28 protein-coding genes are annotated in these 21,611 nt (G+C 39.3%); 10 read left to right on the forward strand and 18 right to left on the reverse strand.

What is annotated here, in order from left to right:
- Nucleotides 1-2 precede the first annotated feature (2 nt).
- The 3 genes from IGI38_RS15135 to IGI38_RS15145 all read right to left on the reverse strand — a co-directional run bounded on the left by IGI38_RS15135 (nt 3) and on the right by IGI38_RS15145 (nt 3,367).
- Complete coding sequence (locus tag IGI38_RS15135; RefSeq protein ID WP_438732134.1) at nt 3-1,061, reverse strand: DUF916 and DUF3324 domain-containing protein; 1,059 nt, start codon at nt 1,059-1,061, stop codon at nt 3-5.
- Nucleotides 1,062-1,123: 62 nt separating this feature from the next.
- On the reverse strand, nt 1,124-1,804 hold the full coding sequence (locus IGI38_RS15140) for a WxL domain-containing protein (RefSeq protein ID WP_438732136.1): 681 nt from the start codon (nt 1,802-1,804) through the stop codon (nt 1,124-1,126).
- A 447-nt stretch (nt 1,805-2,251) separates the two neighbouring features.
- Nucleotides 2,252-3,367: a tyrosine-type recombinase/integrase gene (locus IGI38_RS15145; protein WP_438732138.1), complete on the reverse strand. Its 1,116-nt coding sequence runs from the start codon at nt 3,365-3,367 to the stop codon at nt 2,252-2,254.
- A 658-nt stretch (nt 3,368-4,025) separates the two neighbouring features.
- Here IGI38_RS15145 and IGI38_RS15150 point away from each other — a divergent pair.
- Nucleotides 4,026-4,712 carry a hypothetical protein gene (locus IGI38_RS15150; RefSeq protein WP_438732139.1) on the forward strand — a complete coding sequence of 229 codons (687 nt, stop codon included), beginning with the start codon at nt 4,026-4,028 and terminating at the stop codon, nt 4,710-4,712.
- 279 nt (nt 4,713-4,991) lie between these two features.
- On the opposite strand, the gene IGI38_RS15155 is transcribed toward IGI38_RS15150, so the two are convergent.
- Entirely contained in the window at nt 4,992-5,633 is a 642-nt protein-coding gene (locus tag IGI38_RS15155) for a CPBP family glutamic-type intramembrane protease (protein ID WP_438732141.1), read from the reverse strand.
- Nucleotides 5,634-6,118: 485 nt separating this feature from the next.
- Here IGI38_RS15155 and IGI38_RS15160 point away from each other — a divergent pair, with 485 nt between their 5' ends.
- The 5 genes from IGI38_RS15160 to IGI38_RS15180 all read left to right on the forward strand — a co-directional run bounded on the left by IGI38_RS15160 (nt 6,119) and on the right by IGI38_RS15180 (nt 7,832).
- Nucleotides 6,119-6,328 carry a hypothetical protein gene (locus tag IGI38_RS15160; protein ID WP_438732143.1) on the forward strand — a complete coding sequence of 70 codons (210 nt, stop codon included), beginning with the start codon at nt 6,119-6,121 and terminating at the stop codon, nt 6,326-6,328.
- A gap of 19 nt (nt 6,329-6,347) precedes the next feature.
- Nucleotides 6,348-6,560 carry a DUF2922 domain-containing protein gene (locus tag IGI38_RS15165; protein WP_438732144.1) on the forward strand — a complete coding sequence of 71 codons (213 nt, stop codon included), beginning with the start codon at nt 6,348-6,350 and terminating at the stop codon, nt 6,558-6,560.
- Nucleotides 6,561-6,627: 67 nt separating this feature from the next.
- Nucleotides 6,628-7,011, forward strand: a complete 384-nt coding sequence (locus tag IGI38_RS15170; RefSeq protein WP_438732146.1) for a hypothetical protein — start codon at nt 6,628-6,630, stop codon at nt 7,009-7,011.
- 47 nt (nt 7,012-7,058) lie between these two features.
- Nucleotides 7,059-7,655, forward strand: coding sequence for a DUF2922 family protein (locus IGI38_RS15175; protein ID WP_438732148.1), 597 nt, complete (start codon nt 7,059-7,061; stop codon nt 7,653-7,655).
- A 96-nt stretch (nt 7,656-7,751) separates the two neighbouring features.
- Nucleotides 7,752-7,832 carry a type I toxin-antitoxin system Fst family toxin gene (locus tag IGI38_RS15180; protein WP_438733383.1) on the forward strand — a complete coding sequence of 27 codons (81 nt, stop codon included), beginning with the start codon at nt 7,752-7,754 and terminating at the stop codon, nt 7,830-7,832.
- Between the two features lie 130 nt (nt 7,833-7,962).
- Here IGI38_RS15180 and IGI38_RS15185 read toward each other — a convergent pair whose 3' ends face one another.
- Entirely contained in the window at nt 7,963-8,847 is an 885-nt protein-coding gene (locus tag IGI38_RS15185; RefSeq protein ID WP_438732149.1) for an Rpn family recombination-promoting nuclease/putative transposase, read from the reverse strand.
- Nucleotides 8,848-9,846: 999 nt separating this feature from the next.
- Between IGI38_RS15185 and IGI38_RS15190 the strand changes: the two genes are divergently transcribed.
- Both IGI38_RS15190 and IGI38_RS15195 read left to right on the forward strand, forming a co-directional pair.
- Complete coding sequence (locus tag IGI38_RS15190) at nt 9,847-10,104, forward strand: winged helix-turn-helix domain-containing protein (RefSeq protein WP_438732151.1); 258 nt, start codon at nt 9,847-9,849, stop codon at nt 10,102-10,104.
- A 76-nt stretch (nt 10,105-10,180) separates the two neighbouring features.
- The gene (locus IGI38_RS15195) at nt 10,181-10,339 is read left to right on the forward strand and encodes a hypothetical protein (protein ID WP_438732153.1); all 159 of its coding nucleotides are present in this window, start codon (nt 10,181-10,183) and stop codon (nt 10,337-10,339) included.
- 183 nt (nt 10,340-10,522) lie between these two features.
- On the opposite strand, the gene IGI38_RS15200 is transcribed toward IGI38_RS15195, so the two are convergent.
- The 6 genes from IGI38_RS15200 to IGI38_RS15225 form a co-directional block, all read right to left on the reverse strand.
- On the reverse strand, nt 10,523-11,506 hold the full coding sequence (locus IGI38_RS15200; RefSeq protein ID WP_438732155.1) for a choloylglycine hydrolase family protein: 984 nt from the start codon (nt 11,504-11,506) through the stop codon (nt 10,523-10,525).
- A 52-nt stretch (nt 11,507-11,558) separates the two neighbouring features.
- Nucleotides 11,559-11,747, reverse strand: coding sequence for a hypothetical protein (locus IGI38_RS15205; protein WP_438732157.1), 189 nt, complete (start codon nt 11,745-11,747; stop codon nt 11,559-11,561).
- A gap of 11 nt (nt 11,748-11,758) precedes the next feature.
- A complete protein-coding gene (locus tag IGI38_RS15210; protein WP_438732158.1) occupies nt 11,759-12,238 on the reverse strand; it encodes an Rrf2 family transcriptional regulator in 480 nt (159 codons plus the stop codon).
- A gap of 106 nt (nt 12,239-12,344) precedes the next feature.
- Nucleotides 12,345-12,512: a hypothetical protein gene (locus IGI38_RS15215; RefSeq protein ID WP_438732160.1), complete on the reverse strand. Its 168-nt coding sequence runs from the start codon at nt 12,510-12,512 to the stop codon at nt 12,345-12,347.
- A 52-nt stretch (nt 12,513-12,564) separates the two neighbouring features.
- On the reverse strand, nt 12,565-13,005 hold the full coding sequence (locus tag IGI38_RS15220) for a GNAT family N-acetyltransferase (protein ID WP_438732162.1): 441 nt from the start codon (nt 13,003-13,005) through the stop codon (nt 12,565-12,567).
- A 92-nt stretch (nt 13,006-13,097) separates the two neighbouring features.
- Complete coding sequence (locus tag IGI38_RS15225; RefSeq protein ID WP_438732164.1) at nt 13,098-13,796, reverse strand: MarR family winged helix-turn-helix transcriptional regulator; 699 nt, start codon at nt 13,794-13,796, stop codon at nt 13,098-13,100.
- 386 nt (nt 13,797-14,182) lie between these two features.
- On the opposite strand from IGI38_RS15225, the gene IGI38_RS15230 reads away from it, so the two are divergent.
- The gene (locus IGI38_RS15230; protein ID WP_438732166.1) at nt 14,183-15,055 is read left to right on the forward strand and encodes a cation diffusion facilitator family transporter; all 873 of its coding nucleotides are present in this window, start codon (nt 14,183-14,185) and stop codon (nt 15,053-15,055) included.
- Between the two features lie 29 nt (nt 15,056-15,084).
- Here IGI38_RS15230 and IGI38_RS15235 read toward each other — a convergent pair whose 3' ends face one another.
- From IGI38_RS15235 to IGI38_RS15245, 3 genes are all read right to left on the reverse strand, one after another.
- Entirely contained in the window at nt 15,085-16,422 is a 1,338-nt protein-coding gene (locus IGI38_RS15235; protein WP_438732167.1) for an MATE family efflux transporter, read from the reverse strand.
- 13 nt (nt 16,423-16,435) lie between these two features.
- On the reverse strand, nt 16,436-16,717 hold the full coding sequence (locus IGI38_RS15240) for a metal-sensing transcriptional repressor (RefSeq protein ID WP_438732169.1): 282 nt from the start codon (nt 16,715-16,717) through the stop codon (nt 16,436-16,438).
- A 196-nt stretch (nt 16,718-16,913) separates the two neighbouring features.
- Nucleotides 16,914-17,456 carry an acyl-CoA thioesterase gene (locus IGI38_RS15245; protein ID WP_438732171.1) on the reverse strand — a complete coding sequence of 181 codons (543 nt, stop codon included), beginning with the start codon at nt 17,454-17,456 and terminating at the stop codon, nt 16,914-16,916.
- 142 nt (nt 17,457-17,598) lie between these two features.
- Between IGI38_RS15245 and IGI38_RS15250 the strand changes: the two genes are divergently transcribed.
- Nucleotides 17,599-18,774: an AI-2E family transporter gene (locus tag IGI38_RS15250; protein ID WP_438732173.1), complete on the forward strand. Its 1,176-nt coding sequence runs from the start codon at nt 17,599-17,601 to the stop codon at nt 18,772-18,774.
- 55 nt (nt 18,775-18,829) lie between these two features.
- Here the strand turns inward: IGI38_RS15250 and trhA are convergent, their stop codons facing one another.
- The 4 genes from trhA to IGI38_RS15270 all read right to left on the reverse strand — a co-directional run bounded on the left by trhA (nt 18,830) and on the right by IGI38_RS15270 (nt 21,610).
- Nucleotides 18,830-19,465, reverse strand: a complete 636-nt coding sequence (gene trhA, locus IGI38_RS15255) for a PAQR family membrane homeostasis protein TrhA (protein ID WP_438732175.1) — start codon at nt 19,463-19,465, stop codon at nt 18,830-18,832.
- Between the two features lie 88 nt (nt 19,466-19,553).
- Complete coding sequence (locus tag IGI38_RS15260; protein ID WP_438732176.1) at nt 19,554-19,841, reverse strand: hypothetical protein; 288 nt, start codon at nt 19,839-19,841, stop codon at nt 19,554-19,556.
- Nucleotides 19,842-19,934: 93 nt separating this feature from the next.
- Nucleotides 19,935-20,597 (reverse strand): methionine ABC transporter permease, encoded by a 663-nt coding sequence (locus tag IGI38_RS15265; protein WP_438732178.1) that lies wholly within the window; start codon nt 20,595-20,597, stop codon nt 19,935-19,937.
- Nucleotides 20,597-21,610, reverse strand: coding sequence for a methionine ABC transporter ATP-binding protein (locus tag IGI38_RS15270; protein WP_438732180.1), 1,014 nt, complete (start codon nt 21,608-21,610; stop codon nt 20,597-20,599). The genes IGI38_RS15265 and IGI38_RS15270 overlap by 1 nt, the downstream gene beginning before the upstream one ends.
- Between the last annotated feature and the right edge of the window lies 1 nt (nt 21,611).

A 21,611-nucleotide genomic window follows, 5' to 3' on the forward strand; every position in this document is an offset into this window, starting at 1 on the left:
CCTCACTTCCTTTCATGACTTTGTTCTTGCCACTGCTTTTGGCGGCGAATTAGATAACCGATCAGGCCAATCAACGCGATCACTAATGCAGCTCCAGCCCATGGAACCCAAGATGGAACTAAGATTTTATAGACTGTCTCTTCATTAACCTTATCTGCTTGATCTTTTCCAATGGTGAATTCTTCTTCCCATTTCCAAGTACGTCCATCTCCCGTAGCGGTACCTGTAAAAACATATGTACCAGGCAAGAAACGTTCTAGTCCCAATGGGATCTCAAAATCAAAGTTTGAATTTGGCGCGACAGAAAACTTCTCCATTTCATGTTTAACAAAAGTTTTCTTTTCACCTTTTTTCTTGATCACACCGTTGATTTTCATATCCTGTAGGACTTTCGGTTGATTGTTCTGAATATTCGCTGCAACTACTTTACGTCCATGAGAAACAGTCACATCAACCTTTTTCAAATGCAAGTCTGCCCCATGATTGAAGGTCTCTTCATCTTCTGTCAGCATTAACGCGATCACTCGTGCATATTCAGGTACTAATCCGGTTTTCTTTTTATCCTTATCATCGGCTTTACGCAAGAAGCGAACAGAGCCTAATTTGACACCAGAAAAGGCATCTTTGGGCATATTGATTTCAAAATCGACGATTTTTTCTTCATAATTTTTAACGGTCACTTCTTTGACATTGTCTTTGACATTGACAAAGCTCGTGATCGGTTGTTTCAAACTGTTATCCAGCTTTGGTTTGTCTTGCGCATAATCGATCGCGCCAACAGAACTGCTGACGGCATCATGAACAGCCACATGAACCGTTACGGGTTCTTTTTGTGTGCTGATTACTTTCACCTGAATGGTTTGTTTTTGGCTTGGTTCCATTTTTAGATAGAAGAATGTTCTTCGCTTATCGAACTGGTTCTCAGGAAGAACACTTTCGACTGTATAGCCGGCAGGTCCTTGCGATTCTTCTTCTGCCTGTGCGAATAATGGAAAGCACAAACTAATACAAAACAATAGAAAGAAAGAACTATAGTATCTAAACATTTTACGTCGTGTCATGGCGTCCTCCTCCAATAAAAAAGGGGAGAGGAGACGCCCTCCTGCTCCTCTTTTCGTATTCATTAGATAGTGTCATCCAATGACCAAGTTAAGTCTCCTGTATAATGGTGTCCTTTTTTTGCAACATTTGCTGGTACGGTCAGCTTGATATTTTTCATTTCCATCGCTGTTGTTCCTTCATATGAAGTCACAGAAGAACCAACATCTCCGTCTTTCATAACTTCTGTCGCTGTTGCAGCACCTGTTGTTAAGCTGTAGTTGGCTGCCATCGTTGCCGTATGGGAAGCTGTTGCCGAAATAATCCCAGCAATTTCTGGTGAAACCGTTCCTTGATAGCCATGTTTGTCCGTATCAAATTTCAATACCGCGCCATCTAATTTCGTCGCGGGGTTTGACGTACTCACTAAATCTGCTACTTTCGCAGTTAGTTTCCACTCTACATCTCCTGAAGTATGGTCGCGAGCGTCTTCTACTACGGCATATTTGTGAACACCACCAGCTTCATCCTGTTCATCAAAATCTTGAACTGCTGTATTCACTGTATTGGCTGAACCAAAATCTAGTTCGATCGGTGTCCAACGAAGTTTCAAATCGCCACTTCCTCCTGGTTGGTGAAGCGAGAAGCCAATCCCAACTTCTGTATCCGTGGTATCCACTTCTGCCGCTAGTGCCGTGCCACCTGCTACAAACATCCCTAAAACAGTCGCGCTGGCTAACATGCCTGCAAATAATTTTTTCTTCATCTCTTAATCTCTCCCTCGTTTTTATTTTTTTGAGATTTATATCAAAAGGCCAATCGCCATCGATACCAAAAAAAAACAGAAAATAATTGAAAAGAAATGGTAAACTTATACAGTACGAGTTATTTTCTAACGGTTAGATATTGTCTTGTTTTAAATAAAAAAAAGGAATACTTTACAGATAGTATCACTGGTACGACTTCTCTATATGACGGGTTATTTTGACGGCTCTATGTAAAATTGAACATCCGATTAAATAACAGAAGCACAAAAAATATGTTTATCACTCTTAATATTTTCTTAATAAATAGATTGGATTTTGATTACGGCCAGTTTTAAAATATCCCCTTCAATGTTAGCGCTTACCTCGTTAGAGCAAGACTCTTCTACCCCGTCGAAAACAATTAACTTTTTTTCATTTAAAAATAGGCTAAATTTAATAAAAACTAATTAACCAACTAGTGATTCTATGGCGAAGACCGCTGCGATGCGGTCTTCAGGCATAGAATCGGAATATACATCGTATGTCATCTTAGTTGAAGTATGACCCAGCAAGGCACTTACAGACGTGATTCCTACTTTAGCTTCTAAACAACGGGTCGCAAATGTATGACGAAGTTGATGAAAATGAACGTTTTCTAGCTTCGCTTGCTTCCGCAATTGATGAAAATGATAAGTCAATAATCGTGGTTCGCAGCCTTTATTTCCGACAGAAAAGACAAAATCACTGGTTGTTTTTCCTTTTAATCGCTTTAATAATCGTCGGACCTTTTGATTCATGGGAATGATTCGATGTGATGCCGCACTTTTTACTGAATCGTAGTTCAGTAGCGTTTTTGTTTCTCGATTGATCTGGATTCGATTGCACGTGTGAGTGATCGAGATAACTCCTCTAGAGAAATCGATATTCTTCCATTTCAATGCAGCAACCTCTCCAATACGCATTCCCGTATTGAGAGCCAATGTTACTGCTTGGCTTTTATCATCATCGCATTGGTTTACCGTCTCCATCAATGCACGTTGCTGTTCAATGGTCAATGCATGGACTTTTCGCCTCATTCTCTTAGGTAATTGCACGGCATTGCAAGGATTCTTATATACAAGACCTTTCTTCTTCGCATCATTCAGTGTCTTTTTTAGCAAACAAACTATGATTTGAATGCTATTTGGAGATAACCGCTTTTCGATAAAGGATTCCACTGTTTCTTGAATTTTATCGGTTGTTACTTGATATAATGGGAGTTTTCCTAAAAAAGGAAGTAAATAGTGAGAAAGTTTGTAACAATAATCAGAAAACGTAGAGGCTTTAACAGTTTTTTGCTGATCTTTTTTCCATTGGATAATCCATTCACCATAACTCATCAAACTTTTTCCGTATAACGCAACCATTCGTTCTGATTGTTGTTTTAAAGGATACAGCTTATCTTTAACCGCTTGGTATGTTCTCCCATAGACATATCCGTACTTAATCCTGCCGTTACTCTTTCTACCGATAGCATAGCGTCCTTCCCAGCGTCCATCTTTTCTATAATAAATATTGTCACCTTTAGTTTTTTGTATCCTCATAAAATAACCACACTCTCTATTTGATTTGACGAGTATCTTTGACGGGTAAAGAAATTGTTACTTTCCATTAAACTTTCTAGATAGTTTTCGCTATTACCTGATTCTAAAAGTTAAAAAACAACAATAAAATTTAAATTATTATTGCATTTCTCTTTATAATATCCTATAATATGTAATGTAAAGTTATTGGCGAACAAATAAGTGATGTTTATTTCGGGTTATTTGTCAGTTTTCCTGTTTTTATTTAAAACAAGAAAAATGAATTTTTACTATTTGATAACGATACTTACTTTATTCCCATTTGAACTACTCTATCAATCGAATCATTTTCAACCACTAAAGAAAGTCTTTTCTTTGGTGGTTTTCTTTACCTTTAATTTCTGCTTCTTTTCTCTAATCAAGAGAACGGGTTGTAATTTTTTTACCCTTATAGATAAAAACACAAACATCAATTAATAACAATGTTTTTTCTGAAAAAGTTACGAAAAAGGCATTTTATTTACCTAATAGAACAGACTCTCTATTTCCATCTATCTTTTCCACTATAAAATCACTACGAGAAAACCAGTAAATATTGTTATGTTTTAAAAAAATTAAAGCATTTGAATCGTGCATGTTGGATATACTTTAGGCATTAACTGTTGAGGAGTGAATGCACATGTCAAATGAAAAGTTATTAGGAAAGATTTTGTACAATAAGAGAATGTCGGAGGATTGGTTGGAATTATTGGAGAATGCGCCAGCATTTAATCGTTTTGATTTGAAAGCGATCTCAGCTTTGCTGGTTGCTCCTTGCGAACTTGGAACGTTGATCATTCGTGATGATCAGTGTTCTTTTCTCGATAACGATCCGTTGAAGACCGTAAAGCTTTTTCACGAAACCCATCGTTTTTTTGATTATTCGGTGACTCGGCGGTGTTTCCCGGCGATCGACGGATTTTCTTCCTATAAAGTTCCCTTTGTAAATTGGCACTATGCTTTATGTCCGCTTGAACAGCCGGAGTCTTGTACTTGGATTAATCCGCTTGAGATTTATGATTTACGGACAGTTAAACAAATTTGCTACGCGGAGTTGACCAACGGCTTGATCTTAGAGATTCCGACACAAATGCGCAGCTTCATGGAGCAAGCAGAAAAGGCGATCTATGCCCTATGCTATTTACGACGTGAGTATTCTCTTACACAGGAATACTACGGCGCCCCACTAGATTATATTCAGCTGCCTGACACCCCGTTTCATAAAAGGCTGCGTAAACGACCGTTACTCCAGCAATGGATCACCCAACGAGGTGTTTTTCATCAACGCTATTTTAGTGAAATGCTGAATAAGCATAAAAAGGAATGATCGCTAATCTATGACCATACACAAAAAGACCCAGCGAACCTCATGTTTGAGGTTCGCTGGGTCTTTTTGTGGTCATTGGGTAGACGATAATTAGAGCAAGTTGTCACAATAACGCAACCTATCTATCGAAAAAAAGCCAGCTTACATATATTGAGATGCTTCCTCTAGTTAGGTATTTCTAGCCAGTATTAGTGGAGCTCATTCCATTATTGCCTTACAGGCTTTCTTTATTGGGCAATCAAAATTTTGGCGCGTGTGCTGTGCTTGGTTAATCCCTATTTATAAAAATAATCCTAAAACAGCTACAGTAATGAAGATAAGGTAATCTACTAGCATATGGCAAATCCAACTAGCGATCAATGAACGTCCACACTTGATATAAACATAGTTGAATAGTAGTCGAGAGACGCCTTGTATTAATAGAACGTGCGCTAGTGTTTCAACCACATTTCCATTCGTGTACGTTGAAAAATGAAATAAGCCAAAAGCTATGGCGGTTACAAGAGAACTTATTATAATGTTTGCTTTTTGATTGACGATTTCAAAAATTGAAATACTGATCATTTCCTCCGCTAACAAGGCAAATGGAATAAGAATCAAAAGTAATGGCGTCATAGTATTGGTTACACTGTTAGGAGCGGTATGAATACCAATTGATTTTAAGAAAAGATCAATTAAAGCACTTAAAACCATGTTCACAGCAAAAATTATCGGAATCCACTTCCATGTGCCCTTTTTTGGTGCACTGAATAGTTTTTTAAGACCTTGTTTGCTAAATATCAACGGTAATCCTATGAGACATGCTATGAAAAGCGTGTCTTGTTGAAATAATCCTATATGTAGATTTACATTGGTCATAAGATAAAATCCTATGAGCATAACCGTTAGTCCAATGATTTGATTTATTGATTTGTTTGTCATGATTCTCTCTCCATTTGCAATATTGTCAGTTCATAGTTAACTTTTACCATATAATAATAGGTTGTTTCGTTTTGGTCAGATATTTAGGACCTTTTTTTGCGTACAGAGTTCGTATTTTATTAAACGAAAAAATACGCTCAACATATAAAGAAATCCTTAAGACAAAGGATATTTCCAACTTATTTCATCAATAATTTCTGTGTTTTCCATCTAACAAATGCTGATAATCCAATGTTTAAGCCGTAAGCAAAAAAAAGCCTTATCGTCAAAATCACCATCCTTACATTTGCCCCTCTAATTCACAGTGTCTTTCCTTCTCTTATTTTTATGATCCTTATAAAACCGGCATTCTCAAATGAATGAAATGAAAGACACCTGTATTTTTGTGCCTAAAATGTAATTTTGCCGGTTTTGCCATAGTTTGGGTTTGTGCCTTATCGTTAGATCACCGGCCGGTACCAAAAACAAAAACGGAGGAAACAACGATGATTCAAAAACTAAGCACGAAATTACAAGTCCACTTACAACTACCAGGAGTGGAGAAATTAAAGAAGGTCACATTCGCCAATGTTGTAGACGAGCCCGCAGAAGCGGAAATCATCAAACTAGGTGAGATCATGACCGAGCTTGATCAAGAAGATACATTATTAAACGGCGTAATCATCACCAGCCAATCACGAGTAACGAAAGACTAAGGAAAAGGAGAAAAGATAAATGAAAAAAATAGTAGCGATTTTTAAAACTAGCACTGGACGCTCACAAACATGGAGCTATCCAAATCCTAATGACACATTGTCCAATCAAGAAGTACATGGCATCCTAGAAAAATTTACCTTACTGAACTTGTTTAAAAAGGACGACGAAAAACTGTTCAATCAAGTCGTCAGTGCTAAGTATGTCGAAACAGTCGAAACAATTATTTTCTAGCCACACAGATTTGAGGAGCGGCAGACGTGCCGCCTTCTCTACTAAATAGAATTGGAGGATCAGACCTATGAATGAACAAGCGCTCTCTCATCGCCAGTTGTTCAACTTAACATCAAAAACACTTGAAAAACGGATTACAGATTACTATTACAAGACGCAAAACAGCAGTTTAACCATCAAATATATTCTCGCCTTACGCGTAAGACATCAGCTTGGTGCTGAGGAGTTTGCGTTCATTCTGAAGGATCTTATTCGCGAGATTTTCATGAATACTAAAGCCACTCGTACCATGAAACGCTTCTTCTATTATTTTAGCGATTATTTCATGGCTCCAGAGTGGCGCACGTTATGTTCAAAAGTATTCCCGCTCCGCAGTTTTGGCGTAAAAGCCAAGGCAGTTGTCCGTTCCTTGATGTCATTTGTCCGTCCTGAAGAAACAAACGAACCTTGAACCTAACCTACCTACGCAAATAAAAAATTAAGAAAGGAAAACAGAAGATGAAAAAGGATTTAGTTGTCAAATTCGCAAACAGTCTAGGGAAAAACCATGACTGGACCTACAGAGATTTGAACCCCGATCTGCCAATACCAGCGATCAAAGAAGCTTGCGAACTCTTGACCACGTTGGATATTTTTGAACAAAATGGCGTAAAACTATTTGATTCCGTTGTTACGGCAAAGATCGTGGATACGTATGAAAGAGACGTTTTTGATGTTGAAAAAGAGCCAATGATCGTCGAAAACGAACCCTGTGAACAGGAACAAGCACAGGAAGCAGTCCCTTTCCAAGCACCAGAGAACTATGGCTACTTGTTCGAACCCTCAAGAAATGCGATCGAACAGAAGCTTGAAGGTCCCGCAGAAGTGACGAACGACCACCCTTCATTAATAATAACTGCACCACAAATCGGAAAAGCACCGCATACAGAAATAGAAAATTCTGCCAGTGCGTCTTCACTGCCTAGTGCTGTGCAATCGGAAACGCTTGAATCGTCAAGCACACAGAAAAACTTCTTTGCTTGGCTTCGCCGAAGGAAAAATCGAAACAAAGATAATCCAGATATTCGATCCGGTGATGCACCGCCCCCCGTCTAAATCCTGACCTTTGAAAATTTAATAGATTTGCGTAGGTATTTTGACTCGCGTTATCACCTTCCTGCCTGAGAGGAGGTGATGCTTTTGAGTGAGCTGATGAGATACATCCTTGCTCCACTCTTTGTGGGGCTGATCATTGCCCTCGTCAACCACTGGTTAAGCGGGCATGATCCATGACGATTGAACGATAAATACACCTGCGATCATTGTGATCGCAGGTGTTACATAAAATTTTCAAATACATAAGAATAGTTACTCTTGTTCCTTAGATGATTTTCCTCTCTGGTTTACAACAATTACTGAATCATTACTCTAACTCTTTCTGCCATTTTTTCAGAGTTTCTATGTCCACTCCACTAGCTTCTGAAATTTGAGACAAAGGAAGAGATAATTTTAACAAGTTTAAAACAAGGCTTCGTTTCTCTTGTTCTCGACCTTGAAGGATTCCTCTTTCTTCGGCTTCTTCAATCGCCGTAGCAAACACGGCATCATGGATCGCTTTTGATTTATCGATTTTCATGATCATCTCTTTTTCCTCGCTTTCCAATGTTAAGAAATCTATTTTTCGCTTCGCTTCTTTCAAATACTCGGGGCTGTCACTTAAAATTTCTCCTGTTTTTAAAAAGTATTGCCAATGGTACGCAGGGCTTTTCTTAGCGACGTTTTGATTTTTCAAACTTAAGAAACACAGAATCAACAGTTCTTTTCCGTCTCTATTTTGAAAAGGACGATAGGTTTCTTCATTCAATAGACGAAATAACTGTAACGCTTGTTCATTCCGATCAAACAGATGAAAGTCCACGATATTGATGCCATATGCCGGTCTCAGACTGGAAAAATTATTTTTCTGCTCTACTTCACTTGCTTCTAAATTTCCAAAAGGAGAACGAAAGGCTTCAGCCAAATAGAAAACCGCACGCTCATGGAAATAGGCATGAGATTGAATCTGGCATTCGATCGTCGTATGGCTGCCGTCTTCGGCGGTCGCTAATACATCTACTTCTGTGCGAAAAATCGCTGTTTCCTTATAGGTCTTTTTATAGCTGTCGATATGGTAGGTTTCTTTTGGCTTCAGTGACTGGAACTCTAATCCTAATAGATCCTTGATAAACGCCTTTAGAATGTGGGATGAATCTTCGGAGGTCAGCATCTTTTTAAACAATAAGTCATTCGTCGGTAAATATTTCTGCATTGTTTTCCTGCCTTTCAGATAGGATCATTCTCCAAACTGAAAGGCTTTTCTCGCCTATAGTATAGCATGGAGAATGACGAGCTATCAAAATTCTTCTAGCATAAGCTACGCAAAAAGATGGGATAACAGGCGGTAATCATTCAGAAATATTAAAAACAGATCTTCCGACTACACCAGAAAAATTAATGAATACACTTTTCCTCTCCTTATTCAATCTGTTTCATCATTTGGCGATTGTCACTTCGATTAGCATGCGGAGGAAGATTATCCAGACTTGATTGTTTCTTCGAGCAGAACTAAAATGCACATCGAGCAAGGAATCGATAGAAAAGAATCTGATTCTGTGCTATAACGAATTTTTGAATACTAGAATCATGAAGGCCCTACTTGATCAGAAGTAGGACCTGTTTGAATTCTCTCTTTTTTCTGCTAGTTCAATCAAGCTAATTTTCAAAAAAGGGGCTTGAAGGAGGCTGTTTTTGAAAATCAGCTTGATTATTATGGTTTAGAATTAGTAGTCATCTTAAAATTATTTTAAAAATAACTACTAGAAAGTATCCTGCGAGGCGATAAAAAATTAGAATCTTAATACTAACCCATAACATTTTGAACGAACAATCCATACAGCAAAATTTACAGAATTTCAATTACGAAGTCTTTGTATCGAATACAATCTTAGATATGCTTCTGCGAACGGACGACTCTTGGGACGTATCCTTTTATCAGGTAATCATACTTAGTGAATCCCTATCCAATAAAGAAGTAAAACTAATCATGCCCAAATTAAAAGAAAAAAATGCCCTAATATTTAGAAAATGCGGATGTGATCCCTCAAAAAAAGAAAAAGATCTTTTGGATGCGTTAAAGATTGATCAATGGATATCCAAAGAAATCGGAATAGATAATTTGCGTGAATTAATTAGTGAGTCTACGTCTCCAATCCTTGAAAATGTGAAGGAAACGCAGCTTACGAGGAATCTCGATGATTTTCTTATAGACTTGACTAAGAATCAAAAAAAATGCTTTTTAAAATTGTACGAAGCGCACTCTTCAATCGTTTCACGAGAAGAACTTTGTCACTATATTTGGAATGTCGAGCCCAATCGATCAAATTTGGCTCAACTTTCAGTTTTAGCAAAATCCATTCGACAAAAGCTGATACGAAAAGGGTTCCCATCAGATGTCATTGAGACTGTCTGGGGCAAAGGATACCATTTGAATAAAGAATCCTACAATAGCTATCGCGGATCTTACTAGTGTTACTTAGTGTGGCTAACGAGCGAATAGAGGAAAATATTGAATTATTGAATCTAACCCAACAGGAGGAAAAATGATGGAAATCAAACTAGGCTATTCTTTTCAAGGAAAAGAATGTCATAACGAAGTAATCCATGGAACCATCTGTAAGATATTGAAAGAGACGGTCATTGTCGAAAGTGGTGTAAAGCACTATGTAGTAAAAAAATCAGAATTGACGAAAAGAAATCCTTAAAATTACAATCCGCACTTCGATCTACGATATCCTCCCTAAAAAACCATCCATGACACGTTTCGTCAGAAACATGTATGGATGGTTTTTGTGATATAGAAATTCAATCATGCTTTTTACCAAAGTTTTCATTATATAGTTTCTGGTTCCAACTACGCATTTATATCCTTGACTACTGTCCTATGTCTATTTCAACTTTACTGTTTCAAATCCTGTCGCATAATCAAACTCGACGGGTTCTTTTTTATTTAGCAGCTCTTCATCCAATCTCAGCTCAAAGACCGCTTGATTTTCATAAGGATTGAAGTAGTAGGTTACATTTGATACATCAAAAACGGCACGATATTGCGTATAGTCAATCGATCCGTCCTTCTTAATATTTACACCTTTGGGAATCGTCACGTTATCTAGAATTTTAAAAATAGCGTTCAGAGAGGCCCCTTCCGCATTGCCCGTCTCAATCAACGACCGTAAATAGACTGTTCGCACGAACCTTTCTGGTGACGTGTAGCCGCCAGGCAGTCCATACGTACCCGATCCTTGACCAAAGGGTTCTATTTCATAATTTTCAAGCTTTCTATTGGGAAAACTATTAGGCTGAAGGCTCAAATAATTGTTCAGGTTTTTTAAATGCCACTCAAACTCTGGGCTATTGGTCATCACGCCGACGGGATTATCCTTTATCACTAATTCCCCGCTGTCTGATTCGATTACCACCGTTTCTCCAGTCTTATCTGTCACGATATAATGCAGCGGAGGAACAAATCCCAACAGCGGCACTTCCTTTTCAACTACATTCACAGTCGCAATTTTTTCCCGCAGCTCAGAAATACTCTCGATTTCACCTAATAGCCAAATGATGAACTCATGGGGAGCTAAGTTCACATAGTTTTCTTTGGCTTCTGAGCTATATTTTGCTTCATTGAGAAAATAGAGCTCTGCAATCGCCAGCCCCTTTTCATTTACACCATCTGCTAGAAAATATTCTCCTAAGTTGCGTCCCGTACCTAAAAAACCATATTTCGTTCGTTGCGTTTCACCAAATTGTTTTTTCCAAGCATACTTTCTAGGGATAGCCACTGGTCTTCCTTCAAGCTGAAAGCCAAAATCCATTGTTCTTGCTAAAAAATGCTGCTGCGAATTCGTTGTCAACGTTAGACTCGTACACATGATCTATTGCTCCCTCTATAAATAAATTGCGTCATCGCTCGTTTTTGAAAAATTATTTGAAGCGATCTTTAACCGTTGAGGAAAGATCCTTGAATTGTTTTCCTACAGCTTTCCCTTTTTCCGCATATTCTTCTCCGATACTTTTCCCTTCTTCGCTATATTTTTCACCTAATTTTGCGCCTTGTTCTTTTGTTTGTTCAAAGCTTTCCTTTAATTTATTGATTTCATCTTTAAATGACATACAGCTCACTCCTATTCTTCGTTAATAAATTTTTTCCAGTCAATAATCGTAAAATTGCCGTCCGATTCTTTCGGTAAAATCTCGGTTAACAGATGAGCCCGTAGTTGCTCCATGTACATTTTCTGAGCCTCCGTATGAATCGCCTTCACAACATCTGATTTCTCTTTGACTAATTCCTTGTCAATGAACATCGCATCAATAGGTTCAAGGTTTACATGTGAAAGAAACGGATTTTCTCCCTCAATTGCTAAGAAAACATCTAAAAAGTTGATCGCTTCTTTCGGTTTTTTCAGTTTGTATCCACCTTGTTTTGAGGCATAGGATTCAATTAAATCTGCATGCTTTAATTTTGTAGCGATCTTCTGTAAGTACGTGTGGGAGACATTCATTCGTTTGCTGATCTCACTTGATTTTAGTGAGTCGTTCTCAGGTAATTCTGCTAACATAACTAAAATTCCGATCGCTTGGACGTAGGATGATGATAATTTCAAGTACTCACCTCTTTCTAAGGACATTATATATCCGCAGATAATTTTTGTCCACAAAAAAAAGTTTCGAGAATTCTAAATACGATTCTCGAAACTCATTACGATTCTATTAACCAAAATCATACAGATCATGGTATTTTTGATAATTGATCATCCCTAACGAAGTGGTAAATAACCGAGACTTCGCTTCGAGTTCCACACGCAATTTCTCAAATTCTTTGCCTGTGTGTTTCTTTGGTTCATTTTCTTTTCTTCTTGGATCAAATAACTCCTTCATGATGGATTCCTCCTTCATCATCTCTTTTTGTGGGAGGCGGACAAATACGTCATTAGTTCTCTGAAAATACAGGGACTTCTACTGCTGGTAATACTTTCGTCATCCATAAAAACTCAATATCGTGCTTTTTAAATGGGAGCAACATGCGCTGATAATCACGTTTTAAGTAAAATAATTGAGCAGTTTTTCGTCCTGTTAAAACAATTCGAAAATGACCTTTTTCTTGGGCAAATTCTTCCAAACTGCTCATTAATTGATCACCGATATGCTGTCCTTGATATGCTGGTGAAACCGCTACCTGGCGAACACGGGCGATACCAAATGGATACAACTGGATGGATGCGGTTCCTACGACTTCCTCGTTTTCGATCGCTACAAAAACATTCAATGCTTTTTCTTTGTCCCAATCAATTTTTCCGCCTAATACCTGCTTGCGTAATTTCACTGCACTGGTATGTTCTTTACTAAATAATTCAGCCATTTCAATTTTCATTGTCAACGACCTCCTTCTCTATTGCTTTGTTGAGTTATAAGCGATCGTTCATTTCTCTAAACAAGTCTACGATCGCTTTTTCATCATTCTTTTTACCAATTTTCCCAATCACTATCGTGGGGTTGGTCTTGCGACCCTTTTTTTCGCGGATCATCTTTGGAACCCATCGGACCGGGACCAAAAGGACCAGGGTTGAAGCCCCCTCTGCCGAATTGATTGCGCATTTGTTCTTTCCATGCTCTTTTCAATTTACGGCGATCCGCTTGCGACATTCGACCGAAATCTTTCATATGAGGGTCAAATTGCATTCTCATCGCTTTTAAAGCTTCAATCGCTTCAAATGGATCATTAGGAAATTCAGGACGTCCTCCAAAATCTTCGCTCCAGCCATCGATCACCTTATTCAATAATTGATCCAAGTTCTGTAATTCCTCGTCTGTCAACCCAGCAAAGAATTCTTCTGAGCGTTCCTGCGGTTTATTCAAGCTTACTTTTTCGCGCCCGATTTCTGTAATATAGATTCGTTTGATCCGTTTATCTTGTTCATCTTCGTGACGTTCGATCTCACCGCGGCTTTCCAATTTGTTCAAAATCTCGGTTACTGAACTTGGACGCATATCCAAAATCTCAGCCAAAACGCCAGAGGTCACACCATCTTCTTCTGCTAAAATATCTAAAACCAACTGTTGTGTTGGTGCACTCTTCTGACAATTGCCTACATCCATCAAACGGCGGCTGGCGCTGCCTACATAAGACAAACGTTTTAATAATTCTTTCGTATAGTCACTCATTCTTCCGCTTCCTCCTTTTGTTTAGGTGCCTATATTTTAGGTACCTAACCTTTATTTGAACTTAGTATACTTCGGTACCTAATCAATGTCAATGAAATAAATAAAAAAATTTTCGGATTATTTGACAATTATTATGTGAAAGCTTAAAAATCCCTTTACTGGCAACACCATAAAAGACTTTTGATTTAAAAAAATTTTGCATTACCAAATCTCGTTCGAAGGGAGCCAAAGGAATAAAATTAGCTCCCCTAACATGTCTTTTCAGGGGAAATCTGACCAATTATTTTAGCCGTCCCAAAATAATTACAGTTTTAAAAAAAGCTTGTTTTACCCGATAAATAAAGTGTATAGTGATAAAACATTTTATTTTTTGGGGTGTAATAATTATGGTAAATAACCGATATGAACAATTAAAAAAGGCAGAGTTAGGTGCACTGATCAGTATCATCGCCTATATCCTAGTGTCCGTTATGAAACTGGTCGTCGGCAATCTCGCAAATTCTGAAGCCTTGCGTGCAGACGGTCTGAATAACTTCACAGATATCCTTGCCTCGATCGCTGTTTTGATTGGACTGAGGATTTCGCAAAAGCCGGCAGACGCAGAACATCGCTACGGTCATTGGAAAGCGGAGAATGTCGCAAGTCTAGTGACCTCCTTCATCATGCTGCTGGTAGGGCTGCAGGTTTTATACAGCTCGATTCTTTCCGTAGTGAATAAGAAGACCGAAGCACCTGATATGACGGCGGCTATTGTTGGGATTGTCTCCGCTATAATTATGTATGGTGTTTATTATTTCAATAAACGACTGTCCGAAGAAGTCAAAAGTCCCGGTCTGCTGGCGGCGGCTAAGGATAATCTCAGCGACGCTTGGACCAGTATCGGTACAGCGATAGCTGTTTTTGCGGCCTCCTTTAACCTAGGCTGGCTCGATAGTGCTGCCGCCATTATTGTGGCGTTGCTGATCCTAAAAACGGCCGTCGATATTTTCAAAGAAAGTGTCTTTTCACTATCTGATGGCTTTGATCAGGAACAATTGGATCAATACACCGATGCCCTCGGTCAGATTCAGCAAGTCCAGACAGTCAAAAGTATCAAAGGCCGCAGCTACGGTGCCAACGTTTATCTTGATGTCACAGTGACAATGAAGCCTGATCTAACCGTCAAAGAAAGCCACGATGTCGCCGATCAAATTGAACATTTATTACAGGAAAATTTTCAGATTTTTGAGACCGATGTACATGTTGAACCAAGTGAATAGAAAACAACGCGCAAAGGAACCCTCTGAGATCACTCAGAGGGTTCCTTTGCAATTATTCGTTTATCACTAAGGTTATGATTGAATTTATAGACTAAGAACAACGAACGGAGATATAGATCAATCGCGATGGATAACCAGATGCCGGCGATTCCTAGTCCAAGACTTTTGGCTAGAACGATTACACCAACAACACGAATTCCCCACATTCCGAAGGCTGTGCTATATAATGGCGACTTTGTATCGCCCATTCCTTGCAAAGCACCGGTCGTTATTAAACTGATCGCTAACCCGGGCTGTGCAAAAGCATCGATGCGTAGTGCAATCACGATCTGACGTAACGCTTCCTGATCTGAGGTAAACAGACCAGCAAAAAATGGTGCACCAAAGAACAAAATAACTCCAAGGAGCGACATGAAGATTACTCCATACTTTGCAGCAGAATACCCGTAGCGCTTAGCCAGCTGATTATCACGAGCACCGACCGCATTTCCTACTAAGGTGGTCGCTGCCGTCGCTAATCCGTATGCCGGCATATAAGTGAAACTTTCGATATTCCCTGCAATCGAATGCGCCGCAAACGTTTTGGCGCTAATACTGACAATTAACCCAAAATAAAGTACTTGTCCTAAACGCATCACCAGCCGTTCCAAGGTTGCGGGTATCGATAAATTAACCAACGGACGATAATTCCCCGCGTTAAACAGCGTCATGGGATCTACAGGACTTTGCGATTGCTGCACTTTTAAATACAGCAGCCAACACCCCAGAATACGTGACAAAACCGTCCCGATCGCTGTTCCTAAAACCCCCAAAGCAGGGATCGGTCCTAATCCGAAAATCAAGATATAATCAATCACAATATTGCCGATATTCACGACCACACTGATTTTCATTGGTGATTTGGTATCCCCTGTTGCTCGTAAAATGCTGCCGAAGATCGTCATCAGCCCCATAAACAATGCACCGCCGCCAACGACGGTGAAAAATCTCAGTGATTCCTGCAGGACTGCTTCTGATGCGCCCATCACCCGCAACAACGATTCTCCAAAAATGATCGATATGATCCCCAGCAGTAGGCTAACGACTACGGTCAAGATAACGGCCTGATTCGTTACCGTTTGTGCTTCATCCGGTCTTTTTGCTCCGATTTTTTGAGCGATCAGAGCAGAGGCCCCCACCCCTAAAGCAATAAAAAGTGCCAGATACACATTCAAAACTGTATTGGCAATCCCGACTGCCGTCACTGCCACCAATCCGATCTTCGAAATCATCAATGCGTCGATGAAGCCGACTGACGTCTGTAAAATATTTTCGATCGTCGCGGGAATCGCTAAAGCGAGGATCTTATTCTCTTTGATAGAGGTCATTTTCCCACCTCGCTTAAAGCATTTTGCTGTATTGATGGATCGCTCGCCGTAGACTTTCTAATTCTTGTTCAGTCTTTCCGCTTTCTACCGCATCCATAAATGTGTGATCCGCATGTGCCTCTAATAATATTTGAGAGATTTTTTGAATTGCTGACTTCGCTGAATTCAATTGAATGATTACTTCATCAAACGGTTTTTCGTCAACGATCATTTTCTTGATCCCGCCGATTTGCCCTTCGATCCGATTGATCCGTTTTACTAAGTTATCTACTTGATGGTCTGGTCTATGTGACATCTTTTTTCCTCCTTTTTTATACATAAAGAACGAACATTTACTTAAACTGAATAAAATGAAGTGTTTAATAGCTATTTCTATCAAAATATGGTATATGCCCCCATACCCCATATTGAAAGAATAATCCTTCTCGAAAAATATGTCAATGTGCAAAAAAAAGCCTGCAACACCTCGTTGCAGGTCCATTTCTATTCAATTAATCCCCCGTACCTTCGTCTGACCAAGGCAGGTCCGTCGACAACAGTGCAGCAAAACGCTTGTATTCATCACGTTCTTTTAAACGATGGTTGCGCCGCTTTTCATATCCTCCGCAAACCATTTTTTCCTCGGTTGTTTCTGGAATGACCTTAGGAACGGTAAATTCAATCTCTTCATTCATATGTGACGGTACCGCTACAAATGTCGTGAAGCAGGTCGCCGCCAAATAACGTTCCCCAGTCGTGAGATCTTCGCCGATCACCTTCACAAAGACCTCCATCGATTTATTATGTGTACCAGATACATAGCATTTCACACAAACGGAATGGTTAGCATGCAAGGGTTTTAAAAAATTCAAATTATCCAAAGAAGCCGTCACTGCACCTCTGCGGCAATGACGTGAGATCGAAATCGAAGCAGCATCATCAATCAGTGTCATCAGCTTTCCGCCAAATAAATAGCCGAAAGGATTTAAATCGAAGGGGAAAATACGGTGTGTTTGAATCACACGAGATTCACGACAAGTTCTAGTATCAGTCAATAAATTCACTCTTTCTATACATCATTTTTCTCTATTTCAGGTAAATTATCCCACCTTCTTCTTTTTTTTTCAAAAATTCTGAAAAGTATACAGTTTTACGGACATTCGGTATACTTGTTCTATAAAGGAGGAGGTCCATCCTATGGAAAAAGAAAAACCTTCAAAAATTATTCAATTTTTTGGCGGTAAAACATCGTATTATATGATCGGGCTGATCATTTTAAGTGCTTTAGCCATCTATTTATTGAATACTGTTTCATTTATTTTCAGACCGATCGTGGTCATTATCACTACAGTGCTCCCGCCAATGGTCTTCGCGTTGCTACTGTATTATCTGCTGAATCCAGTGGTCAATTTTTTAAATAGAAAAGGCCTTTCACGAACCCTTGGTATCGTACTTACCTATGTCGTGATTCTTGCTGTATTCTTTTTTGGTGGTGCCAGACTCATTCCAGTGATCCAGAATCAGGCACAAGATTTGATCAAACAATTTCCAAAATATATGAATGATTTTCAAGAATCAATCAAAAACATCCTAGAAGCTACACCATTTGCGGCTTCTTCTGATCAGGCCTTGAACTCTCTGGATAAATTAACTAAGGAAGCACTAAATTACTTAGCCAATAACTGGCAAGATGGTGCTAAAGGTTTAGGAACAATCTTTTCAGCTGTTTCTAGTACTGCTATCACCTTATTTACTGGGCCGATTATCGCTTTCTTTTTGCTTCAAAGTCCCCACAAACTTTACAATTCAGTGATCGAAATGATTCCGCCGCGTTTCAGAAAAGACGCCAGCTCATTAATCAAGATTGCTAATCAGCAATTAGGCGCCTTTCTAAAAGGTCAAGTCATTGCCTCACTGCTACTAGGATTAATCTACTGGGTCGTGTTCTTGCTGTTAGGCTTGCAATATGCCACAGTGATTGCCTTGGCTGCTGGGATTTTAAGTATTATTCCGTATATCGGGTCTTTCTTAGCTTTCTTGCCTGGTGTGTTCATCGCCTTCCAAGATTCTACTTTTATGGTGGTCAAATTCGTTATTGCATGGTTCGTTGTTCAGTTGCTTCACGGTGATCTGGTCGTCCCTCGTGTGATGGGCGATAAATTGAAGATTCATCCAATCACGATTTTAGTCGTTTTACTAGTTATGGGCGATCTTCTAGGATTAGTCGGTGTCATATTTGGTATTCCGATCTATTCGATGATTAAACTACTCGTCGTCTTCATCTTCCGCAAATTCAAACAACGTTATAATAAGTATTTTGCTGATGAGGGTGCCTATCGCAACACCGGATTTTCAGAGGACGATTATTTATAAAAAAAGAGGCTGTGTCCCGATTTTTGGGATACAGCTTCTTTTGGATATGTCCATTTTATAAATAGATTGAAAAGAACATCAGCATCGCGCCCAGCATCACGAACAAATGCCAAACAACATGCATATATCGGCGATTTTTCATACTGTAAAAAACTGATCCTACCGTGTAGGCAATGCCGCCGCCAACTAACAGCAGTAACCCCTTCAATCCAACACTTTGATAGAGACTAGGCAAAGCAATAACGACCGCCCACCCCATCACATTATAAATGATCGTAGACAATTTCGAGACTGATTTCACCTTGCTTAATGTCAAACTTTTATAAACGATTCCGACGATCGCAGCCAACCAGATAACACTTAACAGCACGATTCCGATCGTTCCCTTTATATACAATAAACAATAGGGGGTGTAAGTTCCAGCGATCAGCAAGTAGATTGAGCAATGATCGAAAACTTGAAAGACTTTCTTTGCCTTCGTAAAAATCAAGCTGTGATACAACGTCGATGCTAAAAACAACAGCAATAGCGAAACGCCATAAATAATAAATGAGACATAGTGCAGCCCACTGCTGGCCTTTCCTAGTAAAAAAACAAACCCAACAATACTTAATATCACACCCACACCATGCGTTACCGCATTCAACACTTCATTTGTGATCAGATACTTCCGGCTAAATTGTGTATTCATTTATTTGTCACCTCGAATAATTTATTAAAGACACTATATCATGGTTAACAAAATAATTCAATCTAGTTTTTGAAACTAGATAATAAATTTAACCTAATAAAATTCCTTGCTTGACCAATTTGTAGCCAAAAACCAGCTCCTCTTCGACATAAATCTCCGCCTCTTTCTTCTCATTCAGTACCTTGATCAGTTCCTTTAGTGTCAATGGGTTGCTTCGTTCCTTACTCAAAACGATTTTATTCCCTTCTATTTTGATGGTTATATGGTTTGTCTGTTTTTCCCCGTCGTCCACAAAGACGTAAGTATATGAAGACAATTTCTTCAGTTCGCCGGCAGCATCTACTTGAATGGCCGTTAATAAATCTTTCGCTTTCATCCTTCTCACCTCATATACGTGCTTTTGCTTTCATTATAACAAAAAGAAAACGATGAATCGGGTTGTAAAACTCCCCAACTCATCGTTAAATTGTTAACTTCTATCTAAACTTTTTGCGATCGTATTTCCTAGAGTTTGAACAACCTGAACCAACACGATCAATAGAATGATGGTAGTATACATCACAGTCGGCTCATTTCGTAAAAAGCCGTATTGGTAAGCAATACTGCCAAGTCCTCCTGCACCTACTAAACCGGCCATTGCCGTAGCACCAATCAAACCGATCATAGCAATCGTCAATCCACGAATGATCCCGCCTCGTGCTTCTCTCAACAATACACTGCGAATAATGTGAAAATGACTGATTCCCATCGCTTGATAGGCTTCAATCACTCCACCATCAACTTCTAATAAAGATGTTTCTGCCAAACGAGCCAAATAAGGGGCTGTATAAATAATTAGCGGTAAAAGTACACCCTGTACACCAATAGTAGTTCCCATAATTAGTTTTGTCAGCGGTAAAATCAAAAACAATAAAATGATAAATGGCAAAGACCGCAGAACATTAATGACACTATTTAAAATAGTATAAAGGGGTAGATTACTATTCAATCCCCCAGGTCGAGCAATGACTAACAGCACACCTAAAGGAATCCCGATAACAATCGACAAAATTAGAGCTATAAAAACCATCACAAGTGTTTGCCCTAAACCTTCGATGACGACATTTCCCCACTGATTCCAAAATTCGCTCATTAAACAACCTCCTCAATAAGAACACCTTGACTTCGAATATACTCTTTTGCTGATTGAAAGTCAGATTCTGTTCCGCCGTCAAATTGTACAAGCAGCTGACCATGACGTATTTCTTTCAAATATCCGATATTGCCGCTAAGAATATTCGGATTCAATTGAAAATCCTTCGCGACTCTCGCTAACACAGGCTCCGTCGCTTCTTCTCCAATAAATTGCAGCTGGACTAGACGCCCACTGCCCTTATAGGTCGCTAAAACCTCTTCTGGGACGTTGTAACCATCATTTGCCCCAATAAACCGCTTCGTCGTTTCTTCCTCAGGACGAGTAAACAAATCAATCACAGGTCCTGCCTCTACGACCTTTCCATCCTCCATGACCGCCACACGATCACAGATACGTTGAACTACATCAATTTCGTGCGTAATCAAGAAAATAGTGATCCCTAATTCTTGATTGATTTTGGTCAACAGAGCCAAGATCGACTCCGTTGTTTCAGGATCTAACGCGCTGGTCGCTTCATCTGACAATAAAATCTCAGGCTCGTGTGCCAGTGCCCGTGCGATTGCCACGCGTTGTCGTTGACCACCAGATAATTGTGCCGGATAGTTATCTTTTCGATCCGTCAATCCAACCAAGGCTAGATACTTATCGACCCGTTCAGCGATCACTTCTTTCGATACTCCCTCCAGCTTCAACGGCTTCGCGATATTTTCATAAACCGTTGCGGTAGATAGTAAATTGTACCCTTGAAAGATCATGCCGATTTTTCGTCTAGTTAACAATAATTCTTTTTTGTTTAGTTCCCGTAAATTCTGCCCTTTAATCAAGATATCGCCTGTTGTCGGCGGTTCTAAGAAATTGATCATGCGGATCAGGGTGGACTTTCCTGCGCCAGAATAGCCTACAACACCAAAAATCTCGCCCTTTTCAATCGTTAAATTAACCTCTTTTACCGCTTCAACACGACGTTTTTTTTGTTGATAGACTTTTGACACATTTCTAAGTTCAATCATA

It is taken from the genome of Enterococcus sp. AZ128, from assembly GCF_051714485.1.
Taxonomy (GTDB): Bacteria; Bacillota; Bacilli; order Lactobacillales; family Enterococcaceae; genus Enterococcus_A.

Bases quoted from the DNA above. Each gene is read 5' to 3' on its own strand.
- IGI38_RS15135 (WP_438732134.1), bottom strand. From the start codon at position 1,061: ATGACACGACGTAAAATGTTTAGATACTATAGTTCTTTCTTTCTATTG.
- IGI38_RS15140 (WP_438732136.1), bottom strand. From the start codon at position 1,804: ATGAAGAAAAAATTATTTGCAGGCATGTTAGCCAGCGCGACTGTTTTA.
- IGI38_RS15145 (WP_438732138.1), bottom strand. From the start codon at position 3,367: ATGAGGATACAAAAAACTAAAGGTGACAATATTTATTATAGAAAAGAT.
- IGI38_RS15150 (WP_438732139.1), top strand. From the start codon at position 4,026: ATGTCAAATGAAAAGTTATTAGGAAAGATTTTGTACAATAAGAGAATG.
- IGI38_RS15155 (WP_438732141.1), bottom strand. From the start codon at position 5,633: ATGACAAACAAATCAATAAATCAAATCATTGGACTAACGGTTATGCTC.
- IGI38_RS15160 (WP_438732143.1), top strand. From the start codon at position 6,119: ATGATTCAAAAACTAAGCACGAAATTACAAGTCCACTTACAACTACCA.
- IGI38_RS15165 (WP_438732144.1), top strand. From the start codon at position 6,348: ATGAAAAAAATAGTAGCGATTTTTAAAACTAGCACTGGACGCTCACAA.
- IGI38_RS15170 (WP_438732146.1), top strand. From the start codon at position 6,628: ATGAATGAACAAGCGCTCTCTCATCGCCAGTTGTTCAACTTAACATCA.
- IGI38_RS15175 (WP_438732148.1), top strand. From the start codon at position 7,059: ATGAAAAAGGATTTAGTTGTCAAATTCGCAAACAGTCTAGGGAAAAAC.
- IGI38_RS15180 (WP_438733383.1), top strand. From the start codon at position 7,752: ATGAGATACATCCTTGCTCCACTCTTTGTGGGGCTGATCATTGCCCTC.
- IGI38_RS15185 (WP_438732149.1), bottom strand. From the start codon at position 8,847: ATGCAGAAATATTTACCGACGAATGACTTATTGTTTAAAAAGATGCTG.
- IGI38_RS15195 (WP_438732153.1), top strand. From the start codon at position 10,181: ATGGAAATCAAACTAGGCTATTCTTTTCAAGGAAAAGAATGTCATAAC.
- IGI38_RS15200 (WP_438732155.1), bottom strand. From the start codon at position 11,506: ATGTGTACGAGTCTAACGTTGACAACGAATTCGCAGCAGCATTTTTTA.
- IGI38_RS15205 (WP_438732157.1), bottom strand. From the start codon at position 11,747: ATGTCATTTAAAGATGAAATCAATAAATTAAAGGAAAGCTTTGAACAA.
- IGI38_RS15215 (WP_438732160.1), bottom strand. From the start codon at position 12,512: ATGAAGGAGTTATTTGATCCAAGAAGAAAAGAAAATGAACCAAAGAAA.
- IGI38_RS15220 (WP_438732162.1), bottom strand. From the start codon at position 13,005: ATGAAAATTGAAATGGCTGAATTATTTAGTAAAGAACATACCAGTGCA.
- IGI38_RS15225 (WP_438732164.1), bottom strand. From the start codon at position 13,796: ATGAGTGACTATACGAAAGAATTATTAAAACGTTTGTCTTATGTAGGC.
- IGI38_RS15230 (WP_438732166.1), top strand. From the start codon at position 14,183: ATGGTAAATAACCGATATGAACAATTAAAAAAGGCAGAGTTAGGTGCA.
- IGI38_RS15235 (WP_438732167.1), bottom strand. From the start codon at position 16,422: ATGACCTCTATCAAAGAGAATAAGATCCTCGCTTTAGCGATTCCCGCG.
- IGI38_RS15240 (WP_438732169.1), bottom strand. From the start codon at position 16,717: ATGTCACATAGACCAGACCATCAAGTAGATAACTTAGTAAAACGGATC.
- IGI38_RS15250 (WP_438732173.1), top strand. From the start codon at position 17,599: ATGGAAAAAGAAAAACCTTCAAAAATTATTCAATTTTTTGGCGGTAAA.
- trhA (WP_438732175.1), bottom strand. From the start codon at position 19,465: ATGAATACACAATTTAGCCGGAAGTATCTGATCACAAATGAAGTGTTG.
- IGI38_RS15260 (WP_438732176.1), bottom strand. From the start codon at position 19,841: ATGAAAGCGAAAGATTTATTAACGGCCATTCAAGTAGATGCTGCCGGC.
- IGI38_RS15265 (WP_438732178.1), bottom strand. From the start codon at position 20,597: ATGAGCGAATTTTGGAATCAGTGGGGAAATGTCGTCATCGAAGGTTTA.
- IGI38_RS15270 (WP_438732180.1), bottom strand. From the start codon at position 21,610: ATGATTGAACTTAGAAATGTGTCAAAAGTCTATCAACAAAAAAAACGT.